The organism is Bradyrhizobium sp. SZCCHNS3052, from assembly GCF_032484495.1.
In the GTDB taxonomy this organism is placed as follows: domain Bacteria; phylum Pseudomonadota; class Alphaproteobacteria; order Rhizobiales; family Xanthobacteraceae; genus Bradyrhizobium.
Map to the genome: position 1 here is coordinate 144,104 of NZ_JAUETB010000002.1, position 23,005 is coordinate 167,108.

Sequence of the window (23,005 nt, forward strand, 5' to 3'; positions counted from 1 at the left end):
AATGAGCCCAATGCGATGACCGTGATGATCGATGTCGAAAGTGCAGAGAAGACCTTCACCATGCATCTGCAGGGCGGCATATCGCTGCCCGTGGTGCGCGGCGTGTCGTTCCAGGTCAAGGCCGGCGAATGCGTCGTGTTGTCGGGACCGTCGGGTGCCGGCAAGTCGTCGATCCTGAAGATGATCTTCGGCAACTACCGTTGCGATGGCGGACGCATCGGCGTCCGGCACCTCGGCGAGATGACCGATCTCGCCGGCGCCGAGCCGCGCCTTGTCCTCCATGCGAGGCGGCAGACCATCGGTTATGTCAGTCAGTTCCTGCGCGCGGTGCCGCGTGTCCCTGCGCTCGATGTCGTTGCCGAGCCGCTGCTCGCGGCCGGCCTGCCGCGCGACGATGCGAGGGTGCGGGCGGGAGGACTGCTGCGGCGGCTGAACATTCCCGAGCGGCTGTGGTCGCTGCCGCCATCGACCTTCTCGGGCGGCGAGCAGCAGCGGGTCAACATCGCTCGCGGCTTCATCTCCGACGTCCCGGTGCTGCTGCTCGATGAGCCGACCGCGTCGCTCGATGCGGCGAACCGTGCGGTCGTGGTCGACCTGATTGCGGCGAAGAAGAAGGACGGGGTGGCGATGCTCGCGATCGTGCATGATGACGATATCCGTGCGCAGATTGCGGATCGTACGGTCGACGTCACGACATTCGCTGCGGCGGCATGAGGTACACATTGCAGATGAGCGCGAACATGTCCGATATCGTGATAGGCAATGCCAGGCTGGTCCTCGCCGACCGGGTCGTCGAGCAGGGCTGGGTGGCGATCGCCGGAGGCCTGATCGCGGAACTGGGCGAGGGGGCGGCGCCGGCCGGCAGCCTGGATGCCGGCGGCGACCTGCTGATGCCCGGGCTGGTCGAACTGCACACCGATCACCTCGAGGCGCATTTCGTGCCCCGCCCCAAGGTCTATTGGGATCCCGTTGCTGCGGTCATTTCCTATGACGGGCAACTTGCGACCGCGGGCATCACGACGGTGCTGGATTCGCTGCGGGTGTGGAGCGAGGAGGGCGCCGAGGGCGTCGACGGCCAGGCCAATGTGCTCGCGGAAGCGATCGCGACGGCGCGCGACGGCGGGCTGCTGCGGTCCGATCACTTCCTGCATCTGCGCTGCGAGGTGCCGATGCCGACCGTGGTCGAGGAGGCGCGGCAACTGGCGGGGCGTCCGGATGTGCGGCTGATGTCGCTGATGGATCATACGCCCGGGCAGCGCCAGTTTCGCGACGAAGGCAAGCTGCGCGACTACTATCGCGGCAAGAGCGGCGGCAAGACCGATGCGGAGCTCGACGTGATGTTCGCACGCCGCTTCGCCTATCAGCAGGCCTATGCGGCGCCGAACATGCGCGACATCGTTGCACTGGCGAAGACCCATGACGTGCCCCTGGCCAGTCACGATGACACGACGGAGGAGAACGTCGCCGATGCAATCAAGGACGGCATCGCCGTCGCGGAGTTTCCAACCACGATGGAAGCCGCGCGGGGCCTTCACCAGGCGGGCATCAGCATTCTGATGGGCGCTCCGAACGTGGTGCGCGGCGGGTCTCACTCCGGCAATATCGCCGCCGTGGACCTGGCGCACGAGGGCCTGCTCGACATTCTGTCGTCGGACTACGTCCCGTCGAGCCTGCTGATGGGCGCGCTGCAATTGCCGCAGCGGGTGCCGTCCATCGGTCTTGCGGCGGCCGTCCGCACCGTCACCAAGGCCCCTGCGGACGCCGTCGGCCTGCATGATCGCGGCGAGATCGCGGTGGGCAAGCGTGCGGACCTGATCCGCGTCCATGTCGCGGGCCAGTTGTCGGTCGTGCGCAGCGTCTGGCGGGAAGGACAGCGGGTGGCATGAGCGAAACCGAGGTTGCATCGGCGAAGACGCCCGCGAAGCTCGGTCCCGGCCGCCTGATCCTGGTGGTCGGGCCGAGCGGCGCGGGCAAGGACACCTTGCTCAATGTGGCGCGCCGCGAATGCGCTGGCGACGACCGGATCGTTTTTCCGCGGCGGATCGTCACGCGCGAGGCCTCGGCTTTCGAGGATAATCTCGAGATGAGCGCGTCCGCTTTTCGTGAGGCGCTCAGCGCCGGTGAGTTCGCGCTGCATTGGGAGGCCCACGGACACGACTACGGCGTGCCGCGCGCGATCAAGAATGACATCCTGGCCGGCCGCATCGTGGTCGTGAACGTCTCGCGAACGATCATTCCCGCCGCGCGGCGGGACTATGCCGACGTCGTCGTCATCGCCATCACTGCGCCGGCGGATGTTCTCGCCGAACGGCTCGGCAAGCGGCACCGCCCGAGTGACGGCGATATCGGTGAGCGTCTTCACCGGGCGGTGAGCGAGGACGCCGCAGCGGACGTCACGATCGTCAATGTCGGCGATCCCGAGCCGCACGGTCACAGGCTGGCGAACATCATCAAGCGACCGATCGACGCAGAACCGATCGGATCCGAGGGAGGAAGCGGCCATGTCGATCATCACCACGATTGAGCAGCTCGAGGCGATCTATGGCGAGACGGGGCTGGCATCGACGGCGAAGGTGGCTGATCGCGTGACGCCGCACTACCGGATCATGATCGAGAAGTCGCCTTTCGTGGCGCTGGCGACGTGTGGTCCCGAAGGTCTCGACTGTTCGCCGCGCGGCGATCTTCCCGGCTTCATCCGCATCCATGACGACAAGACGCTGATGATGCCGGATCGCCGCGGCAACAATCGCGTGGATTCCTTGCGCAACGTCGTGCGCGATCCGCGGATCGCACTGCTGTTCCTGATTCCGGGATCGGGCAACACGCTGCGTGTGAACGGGCACGGTCACCTGTCGACCGCTCCCGATCTGTTGGAGTCGTTCCGGATGGAAGGCAAGCTGCCGCGCTCCGTCCTGGTCATGACGGTGGGAGAGATCTACTTCCAATGTGCGCGCGCGATCGTTCGTGCCGATCTCTGGAACCCGGACAAGCGGGTCGACCCGCAGCAACTGCCTACGCCGGGACAGATCCTTGCGGCGATGACGGCCAACGACATCGACGGCGCGGCGTACGATCGCGAGTGGCCCGAGCGTGCGCGGAAATCGATGTGGTGAATTCGGAGCGCGGCTCTTCAAAAAAGGGGAGGCCGCGCTCCTAAAGATCAGGCTGCGACATCGAGCAGGCGTGAGGATCCCCTGACGAGCGCCTTGCGGCCGGCCATTGTGAGTGTTGCCGCGCCATTGTCGATGGAGGCGAGTCCAAATGCAGTGAGCTCGTCGACAATCATGCCGTTCAGCCTGCGGCGTTCACGCGCGGGAATGCGAAGCGCCTTCAGCGTCTCCCATTGGTCCGGCGTGAGTTCGTGTTCGAATTCCGCGTTCATGCTGCCTCGAATGTTGACGTCCGGCACTCGTCTTAGAAAGTCCGCGTGACGAAGATGCGACCTTCATGCATCCGTACTGATACGGTCCACGTCATTACGCTCGAACCCGCCCGCGATTAATTCAAATTTGAATGATCGCGAATGTGGTGCTGCATTGCAGCTCGCCGTGTTGGTAGCGGTGAACGATCGTCCGTCGTTAACAGATAATTAAGCGATGTGGGCAGCGCACAACGGTAACGCCGCTGTCACATCGGTGTGTCAAACGGCGCCATCGTCCTGCTCGAATCGGCCGGCGCATGTTTGAAGCGAAACACGTTGAATGGCTGACCTGACCGACGTTCCGCCGCTGCGATCGAACCGCAGAATCTGGTTGCGCAGTCTGGGCGGACTGGCCTTGAGCCTCTCGATTGCAGCTGCGGCCGTGTATGTCCTGGCACGCGCCGTCAAGAAGCTCGACCTTGCTCATGTTCTGTCGATCGTCGAGGCCACGGACCTTCATCTGATCGCGATGGCGCTGGCGTTCATCGTCCTCTCCTACGCCAGCCTCACGCTCTACGACCTGTTCGCGTTGCGGACGATCGGCCGCCGGGACATTCCCTATCGCGCCGCCGCGCTCGGCAGCTTCACGAGCTACCCGATCGCGCACGGCATCGGTGCGGTCGCGCTGGTCTCGCCACTGGTGCGATATCGGATCTACGCGCCGTACCGGCTCGGTGCGATCGACATTGCCAATATCAGCTTCCTGACCGGCCTGACCTTCTGGCTCGGAAATCTCACCGCGCTCGGCCTGAGCTTGATGATCGATCCGGATGCCTTCGGATGGATGGAATATTGGCCGCCGGCGATCAACCGTCTCGTTGCCGCGGCACTGCTTTGCGCCGTTGCCGCCTTCGTCGTGTGGAGCTGGCCCGGGCGGCGAAGTGCGCGCTGGCCCGTTCGACTGCCGTCCGGGCCCGCCGTGCTGCTGCAGATCGTGGTCGGCCTGTTCGAGCTCAGCGCCGCGGCGCTGGCAATGTACGTCCTCATGCCGCCGGAACTCGGCATCGACCTCGCGCGGCTGATGGCGGTCTTCATTGCCGCGACCTTGCTTGGATTTGCCAGCCATGCCCCAGCCGGCATCGGCCTGTTCGACGCAACGATCCTGCTGGGCCTGGGCGGCGTTGACCAGGAGCGCCTGCTGGCGGCGCTGCTGATCTTCCGCGCGCTCTATCACCTGTTGCCGTTTGTGCTCGCCCTGGTCGTGTTCGGCAGCGTCGAGCTGTCGCGCTCCTGCCGGAGGTCGTCGATGGTGTCAGACCGGCGAGTTCAGCTTCAACCCGATCATGCCGGTGATGATCAGCGTGAGGCAGATCAGCCGTGTCGGGTCCGCCGGCTCGCTGTAGAGGATCATACCGGCGAGGATGCTCCCGGCCGCGCCGATCCCGGTCCATACCGCATAGGCGGTGCCAAACGGCAGTGAGCGCAGCGCGAGCGACATCATCGCGAAGCTGAGCAGAATGGCGATCACGGTGGCGACGCTGGGCCAGAAGCGCGTCAGGCCGTCGGAATGCTTCAGGCCAAGCGCCCAGATGATCTCGAGAGCTCCGGCCGCGAACAGAGCTAGCCAGCCGTTCATGAGGGCCGCGCGCCCAACGGTGTAACATCGCCCACAGATCCGAGGCGGGCCTCGCGAAGCCGCGGATCGCCTGCACCGAGCAGTCCGGCCATTTCGTCATCTCCGCGCCGGTCGAACCTGCCGTCCATCTGCATGGTTTGCGCGACGCGCATATGACAAGCTGGGCGCGCGTCGGGTCTATCTCTCCTCCATCATCGTGAATACGAATCCTGTCAGCGTTGCGCCGACAGCAAAGGACAGCGTCAATACACCGACGAAGATCACGAGCGTCGCGTGCGGATCGACACTGTGGGCGATCAGGGTCGAGATGCCGAACGCATCCAGTTGGGTCAGCCCGAAGGCGAAGCCGAGCCCCATGGCGATGCCCATCAAGGTGTGGCAGGCCAGCTCGATCAGCATGGCCGGATTGACTACTGCGCTGCGTCGTTTGGGCGGCATGGGCTCGGACTCCACGCTATGGCCGATGAACGCTGGAACGGTGAACGTTGTTCCTGTGCCGGCTGGCAAAGCCGATTGCCAAACCGAGCCGACAGCGGCTACGGATGACCGAGGTTCGGTCGCGGAAAAACAAAGCTCGAACGGCCCGCAAGGGGGGCCGGCGCGCGGCCGAGCGGCGCAGCGTCGCGCGATCCGACAGGGAGGATAACCCATGACGAACGCCATTCGTTTCCACAAGACCGGCGGTCCCGAGGTTCTCGCTTGGGAGCAGATCGAGGTCGGCAAGCCCGGCCCCGGCGAGGCGCGTATCCGCCACACGGCGGTCGGGCTCAACTTCATCGACATCTACAATCGTTCCGGGCTCTATCCGGTCCAGCTTCCGAGCGGACTGGGCAGCGAGGGCGCGGGTGTGATCGAGGAACTGGGCGAAGGGGTGACGGACCTGAAGGTGGGCGACCGGGTCGCCTACGGCTCGTCGCCGCTCGGCGCCTATTCAGAGGCGCGGCTGATGCCGGCCGCGCTGCTGTTGAAACTGCCCGACGAGATCGACGACAAGACCGCCGCTGCCATGATGCTCAAGGGCCTGACCGCCCAGTACCTGATCCGGCAGACCTACCGCGTCAAGGCGGGCGAGACCATCCTGCTGCATGCCGCCGCCGGCGGCGTCGGCCTCATCCTCAGCCAGTGGGCCAAGCATCTCGGCGTTCACGTCATCGGCACCGTATCCAGCGATGACAAGGCGCAGCTGGCCAAGGCCCACGGCTGCGAGCACACCATCATCTATACGCGGGAGGACTTCGTCGCGCGCGTCGGCGAGATCACCGGCGGCAAGAAGGTGCCCGTGGTCTATGATTCCGTCGGCAAGGACACGTTCCTGAAATCGCTCGATTGCCTCGCGCCGCTCGGCTACGCCGTGCTGTTCGGCCAGTCCTCCGGCACGGTCGATCCGCTCAATCTCGGGCTGCTCGCCCAGAAGGGCTCGCTGTTCGTGACCCGGCCGACGCTGTTCACCTACGCCGCCAAGCGCGAGAGCCTGGTCGCGATGGCCAACGAGCTGTTCGACGTGGTCAAATCTGGCGCGGTGAAGATCGAGGTCAACCAGACCTATCCGCTCAAGGAGGCGGCCCGGGCTCACGCCGATCTCGCGGCACGCAAGACGACCGGCTCGACGGTCTTTCTGGTCTGATCTGGCGCGTCCTCCGGTCGCGAGATCCCGATAGGGCCGGCGCAGCCGGGTCAAACCCGCTCGTGCTTGCGCAGGTCGCGGAGGTGATCGGACCGGGCGGCCTGCAGGTCGGCGTCCCGCCCATCGATCTCGGGCAGGGCGGCTTCGGACATGATGTCGGCCGTGACGTCGGCAACCGACCGGTCGACGATCTCGTGGATGAAGCTGACGTTCGAATATTCCCCCGACGCGATGCGCGCAACGACGTCGCGCCGGGTCATCTCAGGATCGACCACGGCCTCGCGTCCGCGCCGGCCGTAGTCGATCATCACGACGAAATACTGCATGGAGCGCCGGTTCGCCTTCGGCTGACTGTGATCGCTCCATTATTTCTTTAAATCAGAATTTTGTCAAGACTGATTCGGTCCACCCTCGTCTCACCGACTCCATCCCCAGCCTGCGCGGCCGCGACCACGCCGGTATCAGCGCAGAGATAGTCCAGGCGATGTGACGTGGCGTGCGGAAGCATGTTCCCGCACGCCATGAGGACCGCGTCATCGCCCATCACTGCACGTTGAACGTCGCGCCGGGACATTCGGTGGTCACGCTGATCGGGATCGCCTGCGCCGCCGCCGCGGTCGGCTTCGGCTTCGCAACCACCTTCCAGCGGCCGGGCTTGTTCAGCCAATATCTGTGCCTCGATGTCGCAATGCGGCGCTCGGTATAGGTCGTGCCCTTCCAGATCAAAGGGCCCTTCGGCTTCGGTGCCGCGACCTCATGCCACGGTCCGAACTCGCCGAAGTCCATGAACCACAGATGCCATTCGAGCTTCTGATATTCATGATGGGACGCGACCACCTCGACGATGGGGCGACCGTTCAGCCACGACACCTCGTCCTCGAGTGGCTTGATCTGCTGGCAACGGGTATGCAACGGCTCCTGAACGCGAAGCAGATCGTCTCGCTGGCTTTGCGTGAGCATCGCCGAGGTGACGGGCAGTCCCACGTTCGGATCATCGGCCGGATATGAGCAGATCGGCACCGTCGGCGGCCCCTGGCCCGTCCAGGGATTGTTGCTGCAATAGACGCGCCTCGTCACCGACGAAATGCCGGTGGTCGCCGTTTCCTCCGCCTTTCCGGTTTCCCGGTCCCAGACACCGCTGAACGTCGTCTTTTGATTCGGCGGACAGGCCACGGTCTTGTGGGCCGTCCACCAGTGCGAAACCTCGAATTCATAGTACGAGTAGCGCGGCTCTGGATACAGCACGGCTCTGACGCTGGTCAGCGCGTGGTGCGCTTCGCACGCCGTTCCATAGGTATCCAGCCAGCACACGAGGTGGAAGTTTTCGTTCGGCCAGCATCCCGCACGCGCCGACGACGTAAAGCCGAGTGCGGCGATCACCAAGGTAAAGGCAAGAAGATATCTCCGCATGGCGTTTCCCATGATGGCGTTTCCCCCATGTCCTGCCTGTGCAGCCACAGGTTGAAGATGAGTTTGCTCCGGCGCGGCGCCTGGTCGTTGATCGGGATCAATCCGCTTGCGCGACGCCGTCAACGCCGGCCGGACGTCGGCGATGACGCGATGGCACAGCGGGTCCGCTCGCTGGCGGCCCGTGGATCGTCGGGGCGGGTCACCGCTTGGAGCCGAGATAGCGGAAGACCAGCCTGTCCCACCGCCGCCTCCGAATGCCGACTGCTACGTCCATCGCGATGAGCTGCGGGTCGAGGACTGATCCGGGCGCCGGGCGCGGCTGGTGGCAAGGCGTCACGCCCGTCGGGCGAATCAGGGTCGATGCGCCCGCACGATGGTCCGTTCATGGCCTTCGATCGCCTGCAGACGACGTGTGCGGAAACGCTTGTTTTGGGCGAGGCTTCAACGCATTGCCCCGGTCTGGCCCGCCGGGCCGAAAGATTCTTCTTTCTCTTTTTCAGAATTCATGATTGTCTACGCGCATCCCGCCTCATGGAGAGGGGCGTATCGCGGTCGTCACGACACGTGGAGGCGGGGAGTGATGGGCGAGCCGGTTTGCAGCGTGGTCATTCGCGCCGACGAACAACACCGGCTCGTACGGTCAAGTCGCGTGGTCCTGATACCCCGATGCCGGTATCAAGCCTGCGCCGGCGCTGACAGCGCCGCGTGGGTGACGGTGACCAACAAGCCCGGCGCACCGGGGAGAACGCGAAGCAGCCGTGAAAACCATCGCGCAGGGAGGGCCGGATCGTTCCGGCTGGACCTGTGGTACCTGCCGCCTGCGTTTTTTGAGCAGGCGGGCCACGGGCCTCAGTCGAGGTCCGGCCTTCCCTGCACCCTCTCGTTTGAAGAGGGTGAGACCACTGTATCACTCGGACGCCTGGGCGCCGCGAGGCTAAGGACGCACATCCCCATATGTCGCTCAGAATTGTTGATCACGACGGCGCCACAGGCGCGGGGCCTACCCTCCCTTGGAGGCGGGATGCAGGGAGAACGCCGCGGCGTTCCCCCTGCATCCGGCGTCGAGTCTTACTTGTTCGCCGCGCGGGCGCGCGACTTGGCGGCCGCCTTGGCGCGGATCCGCGAGATCTGGCCGCGTGGCAGGGTGACGAAGATCTCGCCGATCCAGTCCAGCTTGACCCCCACGATCGGCTTGGCGTTGAAGCTCTTCAGATTGACCACGGACGGCGATTTGCCGCGTTCAATCGTCTTCAGGTAGCGCTCGCCGGACTTGAGGCGTACCACCGCCTCCTCGCCGTAGAAGCTCGACAGCGGGTGCCGCTGCTCGCGGTAGACCACGATCACGTCGCCATTCTCGTATTTCGGCAGCATCGAATCGCCCGTGACCTCGAAGGCGATGGTCTCCTCGGAGATCGGGAAGGGCAGGGCGACCTCGCCGAGGCCCTCGACGGGCACCTGCTCGTAATCCGGCTCGATCACCGAGCCGGCGCCGACCCGCCCCATGATGGGGACGGAATTGAGCTCCAGATATTCCGTGATGAGCGGAATCTCGGCCGCCTTGATCAGGCGCTGGCCGCCGAGGATCTCGGAGACCGCGCCCGGCCGCACGCCCATGGCGCGGGCCAACCCTCCTTTCGTCTTTCCCGGCTTCTCGAGTGCACGCTCGATCATGGCAACGTCCAACATGGCTTTGACCTCTTTTGCGAATCTCGGAAGGGATTATATGTTTCGAATAATCAGAACTCAAGCTTGACTTTTTCTTCGGAATATCGGAAGATTTGGCCGTCGGGTGAGCCGGCGGATCCGGCGGCCCCGACCCAGAAGGAAGAGGCGAGAATGCAATCCACAGATTGGCCAGACCAGCATTCCAAGATGCTGTGCGAGCTTCATGCCCAGGGGCGGTCCTATGCCGAGATCGCGCGCGCCCTCAATGCGCAGTTCGGAACCGCCTATACGCGGAACGCGACGCTTGGCCGCGGCAAGCGGATCGGGCTGGCCGCGCCGGGCGGGCCGAAAGCCGCGCGATCCGCGCCCCGGTCGATGTCCGCGGCGCCCCGAACCGGACGGCGAGGCGCCGACGCGGCGGTGCGGCCGATGCCGTCCCCGGCGAAGCCCGCCGCGGCCGTCAAGCTGCGTTGCGTCGGCATCAGCCCGCGCCTGCTGTCCCTGGACCAGCTCGAGCGCAACGATTGCCGCTACCCCTATGGCGGTGACCGGGACGACGATCCCATCACCTTTTGTGGTCATCCGCGCCAGCCCGGCTCCTGCTACTGCACGCCGCACTACCATCTCACGCGGCTTCCGCCCGAGGAGGCCGCCGTGCGCTCCGCCGGCCCTTTGATCCTGCGGCTGGTTGCCGCCGCGTAGAGCGCGGCAAACCCGACCCGAACCGACCCCATCCATTTTCCGGAGACGAGACATGGTGCGCCCCAGACGCAGCAAGCCCCATCGCATGTCCAAGACCCACGACCGGAGAGCTCACGACCTGCCGCGAAATGCAGACGTGATTCCCGTGGAGATCGACGATCCGCTGGCGCTCGAGCCCGGCGATAAGATCGTCGCGTTGCGATCGGTCCGCAGCGACCCGCTCGGCCGGCTGCACGCGCACAAGCAGCTGGATGACGCCCAATACCGGGCCGGACGGGCGTTCCAGAACGATTGGGAGCGGGCCGAGCGAGGCCCGCAGGCGGTCGATCCCTCGCGCGAGCACGTTGACGGCGCCCGCGGGCGTGAGCCGGTCACCGAAGGCCAGAGGCAGGCGGTGCTGCGGCTCAACCGCGCCGAGCGCGAGCTCGGCGCCGACGGCGCGGCGATCACCCATGACGTCCTGGTGCACGGCCTGACCATGGAGCAGGTCGGACACAAGCGGGGGCTCGCCAGCCAGCGCTGGAATGATTATTTTGCCCGGCGCTTCAAGGAGTGCCTGGACCGGCTGGCCGTGGTCTACGGGTTGTCCACCGACAGGGTCTCCAGGAAATGCGATGGGGCCGTGCGATCGGGCCATCGGGGCGAGAGCTAACGGCCGGTACGACCGGCACTCGTTCCGTCGTCGACGGGTACGAGCGCCGGTCGGACAATCGTTTTCCCTCAGGGATGCGGCGTCACGACATAAGTGGTGCTGTAGGGCTCGACGCGCAGCGAGGCATGCGACAGCAGACCGATCTTGGCCGAAGGTGCCATCTGCAGCTCGCCGTTCGGGCCGCGATGAACGTTGTACTGCCAGGCTGAGAGGTCGCCTTTCTGCGCCAGTGCGCGCGCAACGGCGCTGGCATCGCTGCCGCCGATCGTCGCCAGCTCGTCGCTATTGAGACCGATGACGATCTCGTCCTTGACGGTCACCACCTTGAACAGCGAGGTCGCGCTGTCACCGGCGCTCGCCATCGAAGCGGTGAGCGCCAGCGTGGCGACGGCGCTGAAGAATGGGCGTGTCAGTCTGGAAGGCATGAGGACTCCTGTTGCCGACGGCATGATGGACGGCGTCGGCGTGCAGCCATTGGTTCCCGACGGGGGGCCGTCGGTTCGAAGAAATCGATGCGGCGGTGGGCTGAACCAGGGGGCGTGACGTCGCGTCTAAGCACGATTGCGGGATGCGTACGTGCCGCCGGACGGCCGGGTTGGTCCTGAGTTGACACAGGTCAAGCTGCACGCCCGGGCATGTCGTATTTGGGAACGAGTGAAGTGAAGGGTGATGCCATGTTCAGCGGGAAATATCGATCTCCTTCGGCCGGTGGAAAAATCGCGATTGCGGCCGTCGCGGCCATCGCCGCGGTGGCGAGCGCGCCGGCGCCAGCCCATGCGGGGGCGGCGGGTCCGGCCAACAAGTCGGCGGTCGCGACGGCGACATCCGGCGATTTGACCGATCTCAGCGCTCGTCGGCGCTATCGCCGCGTCTACAGGGGCAATCCGGCCGCCGGCTTGGCCATCATGGGTGCAATGATCGGCACCATCGGCGCAATCGCCGCGCAGCACGACGACTATTATTACTATGGACCCGGCTATTATCCCGGACCCGTCTATTACGGGCCGCCGCGGGTGTACTACGCACCGCGGCCATATTATGTTCGTCCGTATTACGGCCCGCCCGGTTACTACTACAGTCCGTACTGACCGTACTGACGTGACGCGGCGCTCCGTCCATGTTGCGGTGTCGGCTCAGAAGCCGCCGGCGCTGAAACGGAGCGGCTGCACGACGTCGTACGCCGCCTTGCTGATCGGGACCGCATAGTCGACCGTGAGCGGTCCGAACGGCGATGCCCAGGTCATGCCGACGCCGACCGAGGAGCGCAGCACGTTCCTGTTCGCCACTTGGACATTCTGGGTCGGGCCGCGATAGCCGAACACGGTTCCGGCGTCGACGAAGGCCGATGCACGCAGGCCGTATTCCTGCGGCAATCCGGGAATGTTGCCCTGCAGCTCCGCCGTGGTCGCCCAAAACAGGCTGCCGCCGACATTGTCCATCGTCGATCCCGGCGTCAGATCGCGCGGTCCGAAGCCGCCCGGCGCGAAGCCGCGCACCATGGTGGGACCGCCGAAGAAGCTGTTGAGCAGCGGCGCCTGCTGGCCGCCCCATCCGGTGATATAGCCGCCTTGCGCGCGCACCATGCCGGTCAGGTCGCTGTTGATCGACCGATAATAGCGGACGTCGCCCGTGGTCCGTAAGAAGCGAACGTCGCCGCCGAGACCGGCGAGATCCTGCGTCAACTGCGAACGAATGCCGCTGGTCGGCACCTTGTTGTTGTCGAGCGAACTGTAGGTGACGGTATTGCCGAGCGAGGACACCGTCTGCCGTCCGGCTGCGACCGCCTGGCGAACCGGCAGGGACACCGCCGCCGGCGAGATTCCCGGCGCGAGCACCACCCTTTGGTCGTAGAGCGAATAGCGCCACAGCATGGCAGTCTGCTCGCTGACCGGCATGCCCAGGGTGAGGGCACCGCCATAGGTGTTGCTGCCGAACGATTGGAATGTGCTGACCATGCTCTGTCGCGCGAACAGCTCCATGCCGGGTGTCGTTCGACCGAGGGCGTAGGGCGAGGTGAAGGACAGGCTGGCGCCTCGCGCGAACTGGCCGTAGGTGAAAGTGGCCTGCGCAGTGTTGCCGGTGCCGAGTACGTTGCGGTCACCGATCTTCACCTCGGCGAGCAATCCGTCCGTGGACGAATAGCCGCCCGAGACGTTGAAGTCCCCGGTCGCCTGATCGACTGCCTCGACATCCAGCACCACGCGATCCCTGGCCGAGCCCGGCCGCGTCGAGATCTTGACGGTCTTGAAGTAGTTGAGGTTGCGCAGGCGACGTTCGGCGCGGTCGATCAGCGTCCGGTTGTAGGCGTCGCCCTCGCTGACGTCGAACTCGCGTCGAATCACGTCGTCATGCGTGCGCGTGTTGCCGTGGATCTCGATGCGCTCGACATAGCTGCGCCGTCCCTGCTCGATCTGGAAGGTGACGTCGGCCTGCCGATCCTGCGCATGCCGATTGATCCTGGGCTCGACCTGCGCAAACGGAAAGCCGAGCTTGCCAAGTTCGGCCGTCAGGACGTCCGAGGTCTTGTCGATCTTGCTCTGGTCGAAGGTGTCGCCCTGCTGCGTCAGCAACAATGTGCGCAGGCGGTCGCAGGCCAGCCCCTGCACGTTGCAGGAGACGTCGACTGCGGCGAATTTATAGAGGCCGCCTTCCTCGATCGCAAAGGTGAGGTTGTAGCCGCCATTTGCCGCGTCATAGTCGACGCTCACGTTCGTGACCTCGGCATCGGCGTAGCCGTGGTCACGGTAATATCGCCGCAGCAGCTCGCGGTCCTCGTTGACACGATCTGCGTCGTAGACGTTGCCCCCGGTCACGAAGCTCAGCACGTTGGTGGCCGAGGTCTTGATCACCGCGTGCAATTGTCGGGCGCCATAGGCGCGGTTGCCTGTGAAGTTGATCGCCCTGACCGGCGTCTTCCTGCCTTCGGTGATGGTGAAGACGAGATCGACGCGGTCGTTTCCGCGATCGATGATCTCCGGGACGACGCGGACGTCGTCGCGTCCCGCACGATGATACGCCTGGATGATGCGGGCGACGTCGCCCTGGACAGTTGCGCGTTGCAGGCCGGCTCGCGGCTTTGATAGCACCGCGCCCGTGAGCTCCGCGTCCTTCACCTTCTTGTTACCTTCGAAGGCGACGCGATCGAGCACTTTTGCTTCCGAGACGCGGACCACGGTCCGTCCGTCGGCGCGGCTGATCTTCACGTCGTCGAACAGTCCGCTCGCAACCAGCGCCTTCAAGCCGGCGTCGAGCGCGGCGGCGTCGTAGCGCCCGTTGGCGTCAGCGCGAAAATAGGATCGCACGGTGTCGGCATCGACGCGCCGATTGCCCTGTACTGCAAGGGCTTCGCCCGCCACCGCCGGCGGCGCGGACGTCAGCACCGACAGCGTCGCAACGATCAATGCGACGTGTCGCGATCTGCTGTCTCCGCGGTGACGGCTGTTTTGGGTCAACATGCGCGCGTCTGCCTGCTCGTCATGCCGGGATGCAAGAGCCGGTGGGCGGCCAAATCATGTCGAGGCCGTGGAGACTCGGGGGCCTGCGATCACGCCTGCGAAGGGTGGCCGGCAGGGAACCGAGCGCGGCCGCAGAATCGACGCAGAGTCGATTCAAACGGCGTGCAGCATCGTCCTCATCCGTACGCGCCAGCAGATGCTGATGCGGCGAACGTTTGTCGGGAGCAGACCATGCGCGCGATCGCCTTGGCCCTCATCGCTTGCACTTTCGTTCAATCAGCCCTTGCTGCTGCGGTCGTCCCAGAGATCGACCCACGCGCGTCGCTCGGTGTCGTCCAGAATTGGATCTACAACTATCGCACCAAACCCGACTACGCCCATGTGCCGGCGGCGGTCCGGGTGCTGTTTCATTCGCAGACGTTCAAGGAGCCGGAGAACGCGGGCATCTATCTCGGCTTCATCGCGGGGGCGATCGGCTCCAATCCCGCCAAGGCCGAACAACTCGTCAACAGCTTCTTTCCCGTGCCTCCCGAGGAGGAGTGGGTGGTCGTGCGTGCCATCGCTTATTCGGGTCTGCCGGATTGGCGCAATCTCATGCGCAGGGTCGCGCCGAAGATGCCGGGCCGCCGCGTGATGATCGACGGCTATCTGAGCGGCGCACAGCCGACCTTGATGGACATCCCCTTGGAGGAAACGAAGCCTGGCGTGATGGACAAGCTGCGTGGCGCATTGACGCAGAATCCGTTCAAGAAGGAGGAGCGCAAGCTCGACACGCGGCTCAGCTACGCGACCCACCAGGATCTGCTCGACATCCTCTGGGGTTATTACTTCGCAACCGGCTCGCGCGTACCGATCCAGCGCATCGTGCAGATGCTGCCGTGGTCGAAGAGCCGCGACACGGTCGACAAGCTGACGATCGGCAGCATGGCGCGCTATACGCTTGCCAGCTATTCGGTGCGCGATGCCAGCCTGCGCGACTATCTCCGGGAGGAGCTGGCGCGGCAGTCGGGACCGGTCAAGGAGCCGCTCAGGGAGGTGGTTGAGGCCGCCGATACGGTGCAGCTCGGCGCCGTCCGCAAGGATGCCGTCGCCGCCGTCGAGGAGCTGAAGACCAGGGGCTCTGACGCCCGGCGCAACATGGATTTCTGGGGACAGCTCGGCGTCGGCGCCCTTGCGCTCGGTTGTGTCTCGGCCGCCGCGCTGGGGCAGGTCGCCGTCGGCATCCCTTGCGTGATCGGCGGCTCGGCCTCCCAGGGCCTGCTCTCGTTCTGGGAGAAGCAGCAATAGACCCTCGGTGGCGCAGCGGAGGCGTTCGTTGGCGGCCGAGGGAAGGGGAGAGCCGGTGGAGTGGATCGGCGGGGCGTCTAGCCCTCAAGGTGCTCTTGCTGCGGAAGCGGCCCGATCGCGTGCCCGATATGCACACTCAAGAGTTGTTCGGCTTTTCGTTTCCTCTACGAAAAGTAGAAAAGGCAGTCAGCGCGCAGTCACTGCCGGCACGCCTATGAAAAAATCAGGACAGGCTGACTTTCACTGCAGCCGGATAAACCGGCTCGCGGTGAACCTCCGCGCCAGATTCGTCGACGACGACGATGGACAGCCTGCGGTCGGTGATGCGCGGGTCGTGCCGGAGGCGCCGGGCCAAATCCCGGCTGTGCTCGATCGCCCCTGCACTCGTCGCAAATTCCAGGCCGGTCCGGTCTCTGGTCGGTATGCCATCCTTCATATCGAAATAATAAGTGCGCATGGTCTTCCTGCAGCCGCTGTGTCGCGGGAGTGGGCACGGATCCCGAGCGAGATCCGCAACCCATTCTTCCCCCCAAGCAAACTATAGAAGACCTCTAATGTGGAGGACAAGCTTACCGCTGCCGTAATCCCCCCGCCTCGTTCGGTAAACGACCGTTTCCACTGGTATCGTCAGCCGGAAACTGCCAGAAGGCTCAAATTGTGACGCCGAAATCAACCAACCGGTCAGTTCGGCTTGCTGCAAGAGTTGTTCGCTGGCATACTTTCAACCTCGTCGGGTTCCGCACGGTCGATTTCCAGGCGGGCCATCCTGAGGATCAGGGTCGCAGTCGTCAGACCGAGACTTTCAGCCTCGATTGCTGCAGTATCTACCTTGCGTGCAAGGCCTTCACGTTTGCTAAGGACTGGCATTACTGTTTCCTGCCAAAGGTGCGAGATGAAGAATTCAACATTCATCGCGGAGCTGCACACGAAGCTCGGAGCCCCATCGAGCGAAGCCGTGGAAAGCCTTCGTCTGCTGAAGGCATTCCTGAAGCTGGCTCCGGGCCAGCGCATCGAGGTGATCGAGATGGTTGAGCGGTTGACCGCGGAGTCCCTTTCGGAGACCGATCGCCCTCTGTCCTGAGCTCATCCCTCCCGATTACCTGCAATGGTTGCGGGAGGTCGCGTCGCAATCGCATAGATTGCATCATCCAGCGCTTCCGATTCGTGCAGCGTCCCGGCCGGCAGCAGAATCTTGTCGCCGGCCGTGCAGATGCGCTCGCCACCTTCCCAACGAAACGTGAGTCGTCCCTGGATCACGACGAGGATTTCGTCGACGGGGTGGGTATGGAAGGCGTGAACCTTGCCGGCCGCATCGTGCTGCAGCTCGATGCAGCCCTGCGTCGGCAACAGCGCCAGGATGTCGGGATCGATCGCGAAGCTGGTCTTCGTTCCAGCGATGATCTGGGTCATGCGGCCTGCTCCTTGTCTGCAATGGACGATGGCTTGGTCTGCGCCAGCTTGTGGAAGGGACAGGCGGGCGGCGGCTGGTTGTCGTCGTAGAGGAAGTACTGTTTGAACTCCCGGCCCTCCGGATTGCCGTAGCGTCCGAGCTGGGGCGAAGGCGCCGTCGTGTCGAATGGGACCAGCCGTTTGCGCACCTCGCCGAAGGCCTTGGCGGCGGCCTCCTCCGTGCCGAGCATCCGTTCGAACACCCAGCGCGGCTGGAAGGTCAGCATGAATGCGCTCGAGCGGCGGCTTTGCCGCATCACATGCGCGGGCGTGCTGCAGACGACGAAGATCGGCTCTCCGGCAAACGAAAACTCCCACATCGGATGATCGACGGTCTCGGGAATTTCGGCGGGCCACGGCTGGCTGTCGACGCGCGCCAGCTGATCGAGGATGTGCCAGAACTTCTTGTAGTAAGAGTTGATGGTCTGGACCGGGCGCGGGCGCGTGAACAGCACCAGCGAGGTGTTGGGTCCGTGCGAGCGGCTCTCCGAGACGAACAAGGCGAGCTGCTGGCCGAGCACGTCGATGTCGATGGGGTCGAGAAACAGATAACGAAGCTGATCGTGACGATAGCCCGCGACGCCGAATACGCACGGAAAGGGTCTTGCTTCGCTGCTCATCTGAGCCTCGAATTCCGAAAACAGGACACTTTGCCAGGTGCCGGCCTGATGGCCGGATCGGGCTTCGTCCCTTCTCAAATACAAACGCGACATACTGACCCTCTCTGTTCTTATGCTTAAGTACGAAGTATCAATTTGCGCCTCATCATCAGCGGCCCAAGGAGTCCAGGAAGCGACATCAGAACGAGAATTTCGATCAGGGCTGCGTAGCCGGAATCGCTGGCGGCACTGCGCAGGCTTGATCCGATGTCGGGGTTGAGGCCGCTCGCACTCACCATGGCAAAGGCGATCACCGGCTGAGCCAGTCCGGCAAAAATGCCGGCGGCCGTCGTATTGATCGATGCGCCGACGCCGATGCGCTCCGCCGTGTAGAGATGCTTGGTGCTTTTCAGGATCAGCGGCACGGTGCCCCCGGCCATCAGACCGAGCACGGCGAACACCGCGCCGACATAGAAGAAGCCGAAGCTGTGCGCCAGTGCCGGCAACAGCATCACGACGAGCAGCATGCGCAGCAAGGTGATGGAGATCAGAGCTGCATTGAGCGACTGCATCCGGTCCGCGGCATGGCCGAGAAAGATCGATCCGATGGCGTTGCCGACCATGAAAGCGAGCAGGGGACCGCCGGCCGCCGAAGGCGAGATGCCGAAATAATGCGCGACCATCGGGATGCCCCATACCCCGGCGAGCGTGGTCACGACCGCGAAATGGGCAGCGAAGCTCATGGCGCAGCCCCAGGTCGCGGCCGATCCGAGCGCATGCCAGCTTGTGACCAGGACGCTCTTCAGCGTCCGGCTGGTGTAGTTCGCCGGTGCCGATTTCAAGGTCGCGAACGCGCAGGCAAAGTTCGCGACGCCGACGCAGGCGATGAAGAGAAAACAGGCGCGCCAGCCGAAGCCGCTGACCGCAGCGGCGAGCGGGGTCGTGGCGAGGACGCCGCCGACATAGCCCGACACCTGGGAGATGCCGGACATCAAGCCGAAACGCTGGTCGGAAAAGCTCTGCGCGACGAGCTTCAGCAGCGCCGTGAACACCAGCGCGTCGCCGCAGGCCACGACCACGCGCGCGACGAAGACGTCGAGCAGGCTGGGCGACAGGGCGAAGGCGGCACTGCCGAGCACCGACGCCGTCATGCTGCACAGCACGACGCGCTTCACACCGTAGCGGTCGACCAGAACGCCCGCGGGGATCTGCATCAAGGTGTAGCCCCAGAAGTAGCTGGAGGCGAGCATCGCGACGCCGGAGGCGTCGGTGCCGAAGTCGCGCATGAAGTCGAGGCCCACGGTCTGCGGCGACATCCGCTGCAGGAAGGCGACGGCGTAGGCGAGCGCGACCGTACCCCACGCAACATAGGCGCGATCGAGGAACCGGAGCGGAGAGGATGCGACCGCTTGTTGTCCGAGCGCCGCCATCACACCCTCGCATAGCCGACGGAGAACAGGGCGTCGGCGGAATCCGGGATGATCCGCGACATCGCGGTCTCGACCAGCGAGGCTCTGCCGTGATAGTCTTGCCTGATGTGCTGGATGTGTCCGTAGGCGCCGCGCATGATCATGCGGGGCACCTCGAGCGGCTTGCCCGGATAGATCGTCGCGCACATCTCGACGCAGGCGGCCTGCAACTCGGCATCCGCCGTCTCATCGAGCAGCGACGGCGCGACTCTCTCGCAGATCTTGGCGTTGGCAGCCCACACGATCGGGTTGCGCGTACGCCATCCGTAAAGAATTTCTTCGCCGGGTGTGGCCGAGCCGTGATGCTTGAGGATCTGCGACGTAAAGAACCCATACAGGCCACGACCCTGATGTGCGGGTAATACTTCGGTCCCACTGCGATAAATGGCCGGCCGCTGCGCGATGGTCATCACGCGATAGACTGAGAACGCGACCAGTCCGACGTGATCGTAGACCAGAACGAGGCCGTATTTGCCGGTGAATGGCGACGAGGCCGCGGTCCAATGCGGTTCGATTGCTTTCCAGTTAATGGCAATGATCGAATTCATTGCATCCATGATCGGCTGCCGATCAGGCAGCTCGATCTCCGACGCGTCGGAAAAGCTGTAGACGGTGTAGTCGTCCCAGGGCGAGGCGATGGTCCTGTATCGACCGTCCAAATTGCGCGACATCGCGTGAACTCCACCACTGCAAGGTCGAGCTATACAGGCGGTCCTCCGATGGCTTAAAGGACAATATGCCCTCGAATTCTGCCAACTCTCCCCGGCGTGCTGCGGTGCGTCGAGATAGTGCCGAAAGGCGGCTGGCCATCTTTGCCTTTCCCGGAGTGACGTTGCTCGACGTTTCCGGCCCGGCGCAGGTGTTCGCCGAACTCAGCGAGATCGAGCTGCCAGGGCCGGGCTATGCGCTGAGCTACGTGTCCAAGGAGGGCGGACTGGTGCCGACCGATGTCGGCCTGATGATCGACACTGCGCCACTCTCGTCCCTGAAGCCTGAGGAGGTCGATACGCTGCTGATCCCGGGGGGGCCCGGCATCTGGAAGCTGCGGCAGGACGAGATGGTGATGCAGTGGATCGGCCAGGTGCTCCCCGGTGCCCGGCGCATCGCATCCGTCTGCCTGGGCGCCTTTGCGCTGGCCTGGGTCGGCGCGCTGGAGGGCAGGCGGGCCGCGACACATTGGCGCTACTGCCCCCGTCTGCAGGACAGTTTTCCGAACGTGAAGGTCGAGCCCGACGCGATCTTTGTGCAGGATGGCCGGGTCTGGTCATCCGCAGGCGTGAGCGCCGGCATCGATCTCGCGCTGGCGATGATCGAGGAGGATTTCGGCCATACGATCGCGCTCGACGTGGCGCGCCGGCTCGTCGTCTTTCTGAAACGTCCTGGTGGCCAGAGTCAGTTTTCGACCGTCCTGGCGGCGCAGGCGTCCGACGTCGAGGGTCGGTTCAGTGCGCTGCATGCCTGGATCATCGAGAACATCGCCAGCGACTTGCGGGTCGAGGCGCTGGCCGCGCGAGCCGGCATGACGCCGCGCACCTTTGCGCGCACCTATGTCAGCCGCACCGGCATGACCCCGGCACAGGGAGTCGAGGCGCTCAGGGTCGAGACGGCGCGCCTCCTACTCGAAAGCCGCCAGATCGAAAACGTGGTCGAAATCGCCAAACGGGCGGGCTTTGGCGACGACGAGCGCATGCGGCGGGCGTTCCTGCGGCATCTCGGTGTGTCGCCGTCGGAGTATCGGCGCCGCTTCTCGGGCTGAGCGGCGCTTGCCGCAACCGGGGCTGACAAGACTCGCCGGACTCGGCGCCCTTTCCTTTGCTTTCGGGTCAATCCCGCCGCTCGCTTTGAGGCCGGTGCGGCCATGCCTTATGCGAGCGCTCAAAGCCTTCCGTAAAAGGCCACGTGTATAATGCTGAAAATTTGATGCAGATCCGCCTCCGCCGAGGGGAAAGGCCAATGACCAACATCGTTCCCTTTCGCACGAGGACACTCTCTCCTGAGGCCGCCTTTGCGAGCGCTGAGCAGAAGGCGGTGGTTGTGGTGGCCGGTGCTGGCCTCATGGACACCGTGCGAGTCGGTGCATTCAGCGTCAGGGAGGATGCGAGAAAAACTGTCCTCCTCCTCGATCTTGCCCTGCAGCATGCGCGAGAGCTCTCGGGCCTGTTGCGGACGAGCGCGCGCGACGGATCTATGATCGTCACCTCGCTTCGATCGAATACGCTTTGCAGATTGCGCGTCAACGTATAGCCGCATTCTGACAGCCGCTGGCGGCTTTCCTCCGCATCCATTTGTACGGCGACGCAGGGAGTCGGATGTGGTAGTTGGATCTGTCGTGGAGGAAGCAACGATGACCCAAACCAAACTGGAAGTGCCCGCTGAACTGCGGGACCTGGCCGAAAAGACCATCTCGCAGGCTGAAAAAGCATTCGAGATGTTCTTCGACGCAGCCGGCAAGTCGATCGGCACAGTTCCCGGGCCTGCCGCCGACATGTCCAAGCAGGCGCTCACTCTTACCGAGCAGAACATCAAGACGGCCTTCGAGCACGCTCGAAAGCTCGTTCACGCCACCGAGCTCGAGGAGGCGATGCGGATCCAGTCCGAGTTCCTGCGCAGCCAGTTCACCAACGCCGGTGAACACATGAAGACGATCACGGCGAGCATCATGTCGGCCGCGAGCAAGGCGACCGAGCCCAAGAGCTGAAGCGCGAGCCTCGCCGTCGCAGGAGCGACGGTCTGCATGGACGGAACTCGGCGGCAGTGCTGCCGCCGAATGGATGCGAGCGGACGAGACGGGCGAAAGAGCCCAGCCCTATTTTCGCAGGCTGCCGATATAGGCGGCGATGTCGGCTGCCTCCAGCCGGTTGAGCGGGAAGCTTGGCATCTTCGGATGCGGGTCGAGCAGGAAAAACGCGACCTTCTCCGGCGTGAAATCCGTTCTCTGAGCAATCTGGGCGAAGGAGGGAACGTCCGCGCTGGCCTGCTTCTGCGTCCCCTCGATGAGGTGGCACGAGGCGCACCAGCGACGGGCCAGATCTCCGCCGTGATCCGGATCGGCGGCCCAGGCCGGTGTCGATGCCGCAGCCGCGATCGCGATCGCCATAACTCTCATCACCGAGGCGTGCATCAAGGAACTCCTGATCTTTGTCTGTTGGGTGGTGGCATACCTCGCCGGAGTGACGGCGGGTGGCTCACGAAGGAATGTTTCGCCCCCGGAGAGGAGCGATCTTGGCGGCTCCGTCTCGCAGGCACGCGCGGCACGTCGATGAATCTCGACGTCAATTACAGCATGATTTGGGAAAGTGGGACAGGTCGATCCGGCTGACGATTGCCTTCAGGAGCGCGGTCGCGCGGCGCAGCCAAGACATATCGGCCGGGCGAGACACGTCGGTCGAGGCGGTGATCGTCAACTCTTCCGCAACGTAGGACATGTCGAGCCCTCCCTGTCGCTCAGCATCTTTCCGCTCAGCCTGTTGACGAGATGCGTACCGCCACATGCTGGGCATGCGGCCGCCTCATAGGCATCGAACTGGTCGGCAAGAACCGGTGCGGCCAAGTCGATCTGAACGTTCGATCCCGTCTGGGAGCAGCGAAAAACGAGAGTTTCCATCATCTAAACATGACAAATGCCCGCATCGATGCCTTGATCTGTCTCAACAGACGATGAGGCGACCGGCGCGTGCCGGACTGCCGGAGGACAGA

Annotated in this window: 29 protein-coding genes; 13 read left to right on the top strand and 16 right to left on the bottom strand. The window is 64.3% G+C overall.

Annotation, left to right across the window (positions count from 1 at the left end; genetic code table 11):
* Nucleotides 1-15 precede the first annotated feature (15 nt).
* The 4 genes from phnL to QX073_RS08905 are packed head-to-tail and all read left to right on the top strand — an operon-like array spanning nt 16 to nt 3,113.
* Nucleotides 16-714 carry a phosphonate C-P lyase system protein PhnL gene (gene phnL, locus QX073_RS08890; protein ID WP_315752885.1) on the top strand — a complete coding sequence of 233 codons (699 nt, stop codon included), beginning with the start codon at nt 16-18 and terminating at the stop codon, nt 712-714.
* A gap of 14 nt (nt 715-728) precedes the next feature.
* Entirely contained in the window at nt 729-1,886 is a 1,158-nt protein-coding gene (locus QX073_RS08895; protein ID WP_315752886.1) for an alpha-D-ribose 1-methylphosphonate 5-triphosphate diphosphatase, read from the top strand.
* The gene (phnN, locus tag QX073_RS08900; protein WP_315752887.1) at nt 1,883-2,524 is read left to right on the top strand and encodes a phosphonate metabolism protein/1,5-bisphosphokinase (PRPP-forming) PhnN; all 642 of its coding nucleotides are present in this window, start codon (nt 1,883-1,885) and stop codon (nt 2,522-2,524) included. Before QX073_RS08895 ends, phnN begins: the two co-directional genes overlap by 4 nt.
* A complete protein-coding gene (locus tag QX073_RS08905) occupies nt 2,502-3,113 on the top strand; it encodes a pyridoxamine 5'-phosphate oxidase family protein (RefSeq protein ID WP_315752888.1) in 612 nt (203 codons plus the stop codon). Before phnN ends, QX073_RS08905 begins: the two co-directional genes overlap by 23 nt.
* Before the next feature lie 47 nt (nt 3,114-3,160).
* On the opposite strand, the gene QX073_RS08910 is transcribed toward QX073_RS08905, so the two are convergent.
* The 3 genes from QX073_RS08910 to QX073_RS08920 all read right to left on the bottom strand — a co-directional run bounded on the left by QX073_RS08910 (nt 3,161) and on the right by QX073_RS08920 (nt 5,435).
* Nucleotides 3,161-3,382, bottom strand: coding sequence for a hypothetical protein (locus tag QX073_RS08910; RefSeq protein WP_315752889.1), 222 nt, complete (start codon nt 3,380-3,382; stop codon nt 3,161-3,163).
* 1,291 nt (nt 3,383-4,673) lie between these two features.
* Nucleotides 4,674-4,997 (bottom strand): multidrug efflux SMR transporter, encoded by a 324-nt coding sequence (locus QX073_RS08915; protein WP_315713012.1) that lies wholly within the window; start codon nt 4,995-4,997, stop codon nt 4,674-4,676.
* 177 nt (nt 4,998-5,174) lie between these two features.
* Complete coding sequence (locus QX073_RS08920) at nt 5,175-5,435, bottom strand: hypothetical protein (protein WP_315825146.1); 261 nt, start codon at nt 5,433-5,435, stop codon at nt 5,175-5,177.
* A 211-nt stretch (nt 5,436-5,646) separates the two neighbouring features.
* Between QX073_RS08920 and QX073_RS08925 the strand changes: the two genes are divergently transcribed.
* Nucleotides 5,647-6,621 (top strand): quinone oxidoreductase, encoded by a 975-nt coding sequence (locus QX073_RS08925; protein ID WP_315752890.1) that lies wholly within the window; start codon nt 5,647-5,649, stop codon nt 6,619-6,621.
* A gap of 50 nt (nt 6,622-6,671) precedes the next feature.
* Here the strand turns inward: QX073_RS08925 and QX073_RS08930 are convergent, their stop codons facing one another.
* From QX073_RS08930 to QX073_RS08940, 3 genes are all read right to left on the bottom strand, one after another.
* The gene (locus QX073_RS08930) at nt 6,672-6,947 is read right to left on the bottom strand and encodes a hypothetical protein (protein ID WP_315713008.1); all 276 of its coding nucleotides are present in this window, start codon (nt 6,945-6,947) and stop codon (nt 6,672-6,674) included.
* Between the two features lie 217 nt (nt 6,948-7,164).
* Nucleotides 7,165-8,154 (bottom strand): hypothetical protein, encoded by a 990-nt coding sequence (locus QX073_RS08935; protein ID WP_316192889.1) that lies wholly within the window; start codon nt 8,152-8,154, stop codon nt 7,165-7,167.
* 945 nt (nt 8,155-9,099) lie between these two features.
* Nucleotides 9,100-9,717 carry a helix-turn-helix transcriptional regulator gene (locus QX073_RS08940; RefSeq protein ID WP_315713004.1) on the bottom strand — a complete coding sequence of 206 codons (618 nt, stop codon included), beginning with the start codon at nt 9,715-9,717 and terminating at the stop codon, nt 9,100-9,102.
* Between the two features lie 150 nt (nt 9,718-9,867).
* On the opposite strand from QX073_RS08940, the gene QX073_RS08945 reads away from it, so the two are divergent.
* Together QX073_RS08945 and QX073_RS08950 are read left to right on the top strand one after the other, a co-directional pair.
* A complete protein-coding gene (locus QX073_RS08945; protein ID WP_315825144.1) occupies nt 9,868-10,398 on the top strand; it encodes a GcrA family cell cycle regulator in 531 nt (176 codons plus the stop codon).
* A 52-nt stretch (nt 10,399-10,450) separates the two neighbouring features.
* Nucleotides 10,451-11,050, top strand: a complete 600-nt coding sequence (locus tag QX073_RS08950; RefSeq protein ID WP_315825143.1) for a DUF6456 domain-containing protein — start codon at nt 10,451-10,453, stop codon at nt 11,048-11,050.
* A 68-nt stretch (nt 11,051-11,118) separates the two neighbouring features.
* Here the strand turns inward: QX073_RS08950 and QX073_RS08955 are convergent, their stop codons facing one another.
* Nucleotides 11,119-11,475 (bottom strand): hypothetical protein, encoded by a 357-nt coding sequence (locus QX073_RS08955; RefSeq protein WP_315825142.1) that lies wholly within the window; start codon nt 11,473-11,475, stop codon nt 11,119-11,121.
* Between the two features lie 249 nt (nt 11,476-11,724).
* On the opposite strand from QX073_RS08955, the gene QX073_RS08960 reads away from it, so the two are divergent.
* A complete protein-coding gene (locus tag QX073_RS08960) occupies nt 11,725-12,138 on the top strand; it encodes a hypothetical protein (RefSeq protein WP_315753476.1) in 414 nt (137 codons plus the stop codon).
* Between the two features lie 45 nt (nt 12,139-12,183).
* Here QX073_RS08960 and bamA read toward each other — a convergent pair whose 3' ends face one another.
* Nucleotides 12,184-14,505 carry an outer membrane protein assembly factor BamA gene (bamA, locus tag QX073_RS08965; protein WP_316225639.1) on the bottom strand — a complete coding sequence of 774 codons (2,322 nt, stop codon included), beginning with the start codon at nt 14,503-14,505 and terminating at the stop codon, nt 12,184-12,186.
* Between the two features lie 231 nt (nt 14,506-14,736).
* Between bamA and QX073_RS08970 the strand changes: the two genes are divergently transcribed.
* Nucleotides 14,737-15,792, top strand: coding sequence for a hypothetical protein (locus tag QX073_RS08970; protein WP_315825140.1), 1,056 nt, complete (start codon nt 14,737-14,739; stop codon nt 15,790-15,792).
* A 223-nt stretch (nt 15,793-16,015) separates the two neighbouring features.
* Here the strand turns inward: QX073_RS08970 and QX073_RS08975 are convergent, their stop codons facing one another.
* Both QX073_RS08975 and QX073_RS08980 read right to left on the bottom strand, forming a co-directional pair.
* Nucleotides 16,016-16,249: a DUF6894 family protein gene (locus QX073_RS08975; RefSeq protein ID WP_316174114.1), complete on the bottom strand. Its 234-nt coding sequence runs from the start codon at nt 16,247-16,249 to the stop codon at nt 16,016-16,018.
* Between the two features lie 224 nt (nt 16,250-16,473).
* On the bottom strand, nt 16,474-16,704 hold the full coding sequence (locus QX073_RS08980; protein ID WP_315712990.1) for a hypothetical protein: 231 nt from the start codon (nt 16,702-16,704) through the stop codon (nt 16,474-16,476).
* On the opposite strand from QX073_RS08980, the gene QX073_RS08985 reads away from it, so the two are divergent.
* Nucleotides 16,685-16,873 (top strand): hypothetical protein, encoded by a 189-nt coding sequence (locus QX073_RS08985; protein ID WP_315712988.1) that lies wholly within the window; start codon nt 16,685-16,687, stop codon nt 16,871-16,873. The genes QX073_RS08980 and QX073_RS08985 overlap by 20 nt on opposite strands.
* Nucleotides 16,874-16,875: 2 nt before the next feature.
* Here QX073_RS08985 and QX073_RS08990 read toward each other — a convergent pair whose 3' ends face one another.
* The 4 genes from QX073_RS08990 to QX073_RS09005 form a co-directional block, all read right to left on the bottom strand.
* A complete protein-coding gene (locus QX073_RS08990) occupies nt 16,876-17,202 on the bottom strand; it encodes a cupin domain-containing protein (RefSeq protein WP_316166115.1) in 327 nt (108 codons plus the stop codon).
* The gene (locus QX073_RS08995) at nt 17,199-17,861 is read right to left on the bottom strand and encodes a YqcI/YcgG family protein (protein ID WP_409977957.1); all 663 of its coding nucleotides are present in this window, start codon (nt 17,859-17,861) and stop codon (nt 17,199-17,201) included. Before QX073_RS08995 ends, QX073_RS08990 begins: the two co-directional genes overlap by 4 nt.
* A 116-nt stretch (nt 17,862-17,977) precedes the next feature.
* Entirely contained in the window at nt 17,978-19,270 is a 1,293-nt protein-coding gene (locus QX073_RS09000) for an MFS transporter (protein WP_316192892.1), read from the bottom strand.
* A complete protein-coding gene (locus tag QX073_RS09005; protein ID WP_315825136.1) occupies nt 19,270-19,980 on the bottom strand; it encodes a hypothetical protein in 711 nt (236 codons plus the stop codon). Before QX073_RS09005 ends, QX073_RS09000 begins: the two co-directional genes overlap by 1 nt.
* A 65-nt stretch (nt 19,981-20,045) precedes the next feature.
* Between QX073_RS09005 and QX073_RS09010 the strand changes: the two genes are divergently transcribed.
* From QX073_RS09010 to QX073_RS09020, 3 genes are all read left to right on the top strand, one after another.
* Entirely contained in the window at nt 20,046-21,065 is a 1,020-nt protein-coding gene (locus tag QX073_RS09010) for a GlxA family transcriptional regulator (RefSeq protein ID WP_315753489.1), read from the top strand.
* Between the two features lie 197 nt (nt 21,066-21,262).
* Nucleotides 21,263-21,553, top strand: a complete 291-nt coding sequence (locus QX073_RS09015) for a hypothetical protein (RefSeq protein WP_315712976.1) — start codon at nt 21,263-21,265, stop codon at nt 21,551-21,553.
* 100 nt (nt 21,554-21,653) lie between these two features.
* Nucleotides 21,654-22,007, top strand: a complete 354-nt coding sequence (locus QX073_RS09020; RefSeq protein WP_315713636.1) for a phasin — start codon at nt 21,654-21,656, stop codon at nt 22,005-22,007.
* 108 nt (nt 22,008-22,115) lie between these two features.
* On the opposite strand, the gene QX073_RS09025 is transcribed toward QX073_RS09020, so the two are convergent.
* Together QX073_RS09025 and QX073_RS09030 are read right to left on the bottom strand one after the other, a co-directional pair.
* The gene (locus QX073_RS09025; protein ID WP_315712974.1) at nt 22,116-22,430 is read right to left on the bottom strand and encodes a c-type cytochrome; all 315 of its coding nucleotides are present in this window, start codon (nt 22,428-22,430) and stop codon (nt 22,116-22,118) included.
* Nucleotides 22,431-22,581: 151 nt separating this feature from the next.
* A complete protein-coding gene (locus tag QX073_RS09030; protein WP_315712972.1) occupies nt 22,582-22,734 on the bottom strand; it encodes a hypothetical protein in 153 nt (50 codons plus the stop codon).
* Between the last annotated feature and the right edge of the window lie 271 nt (nt 22,735-23,005).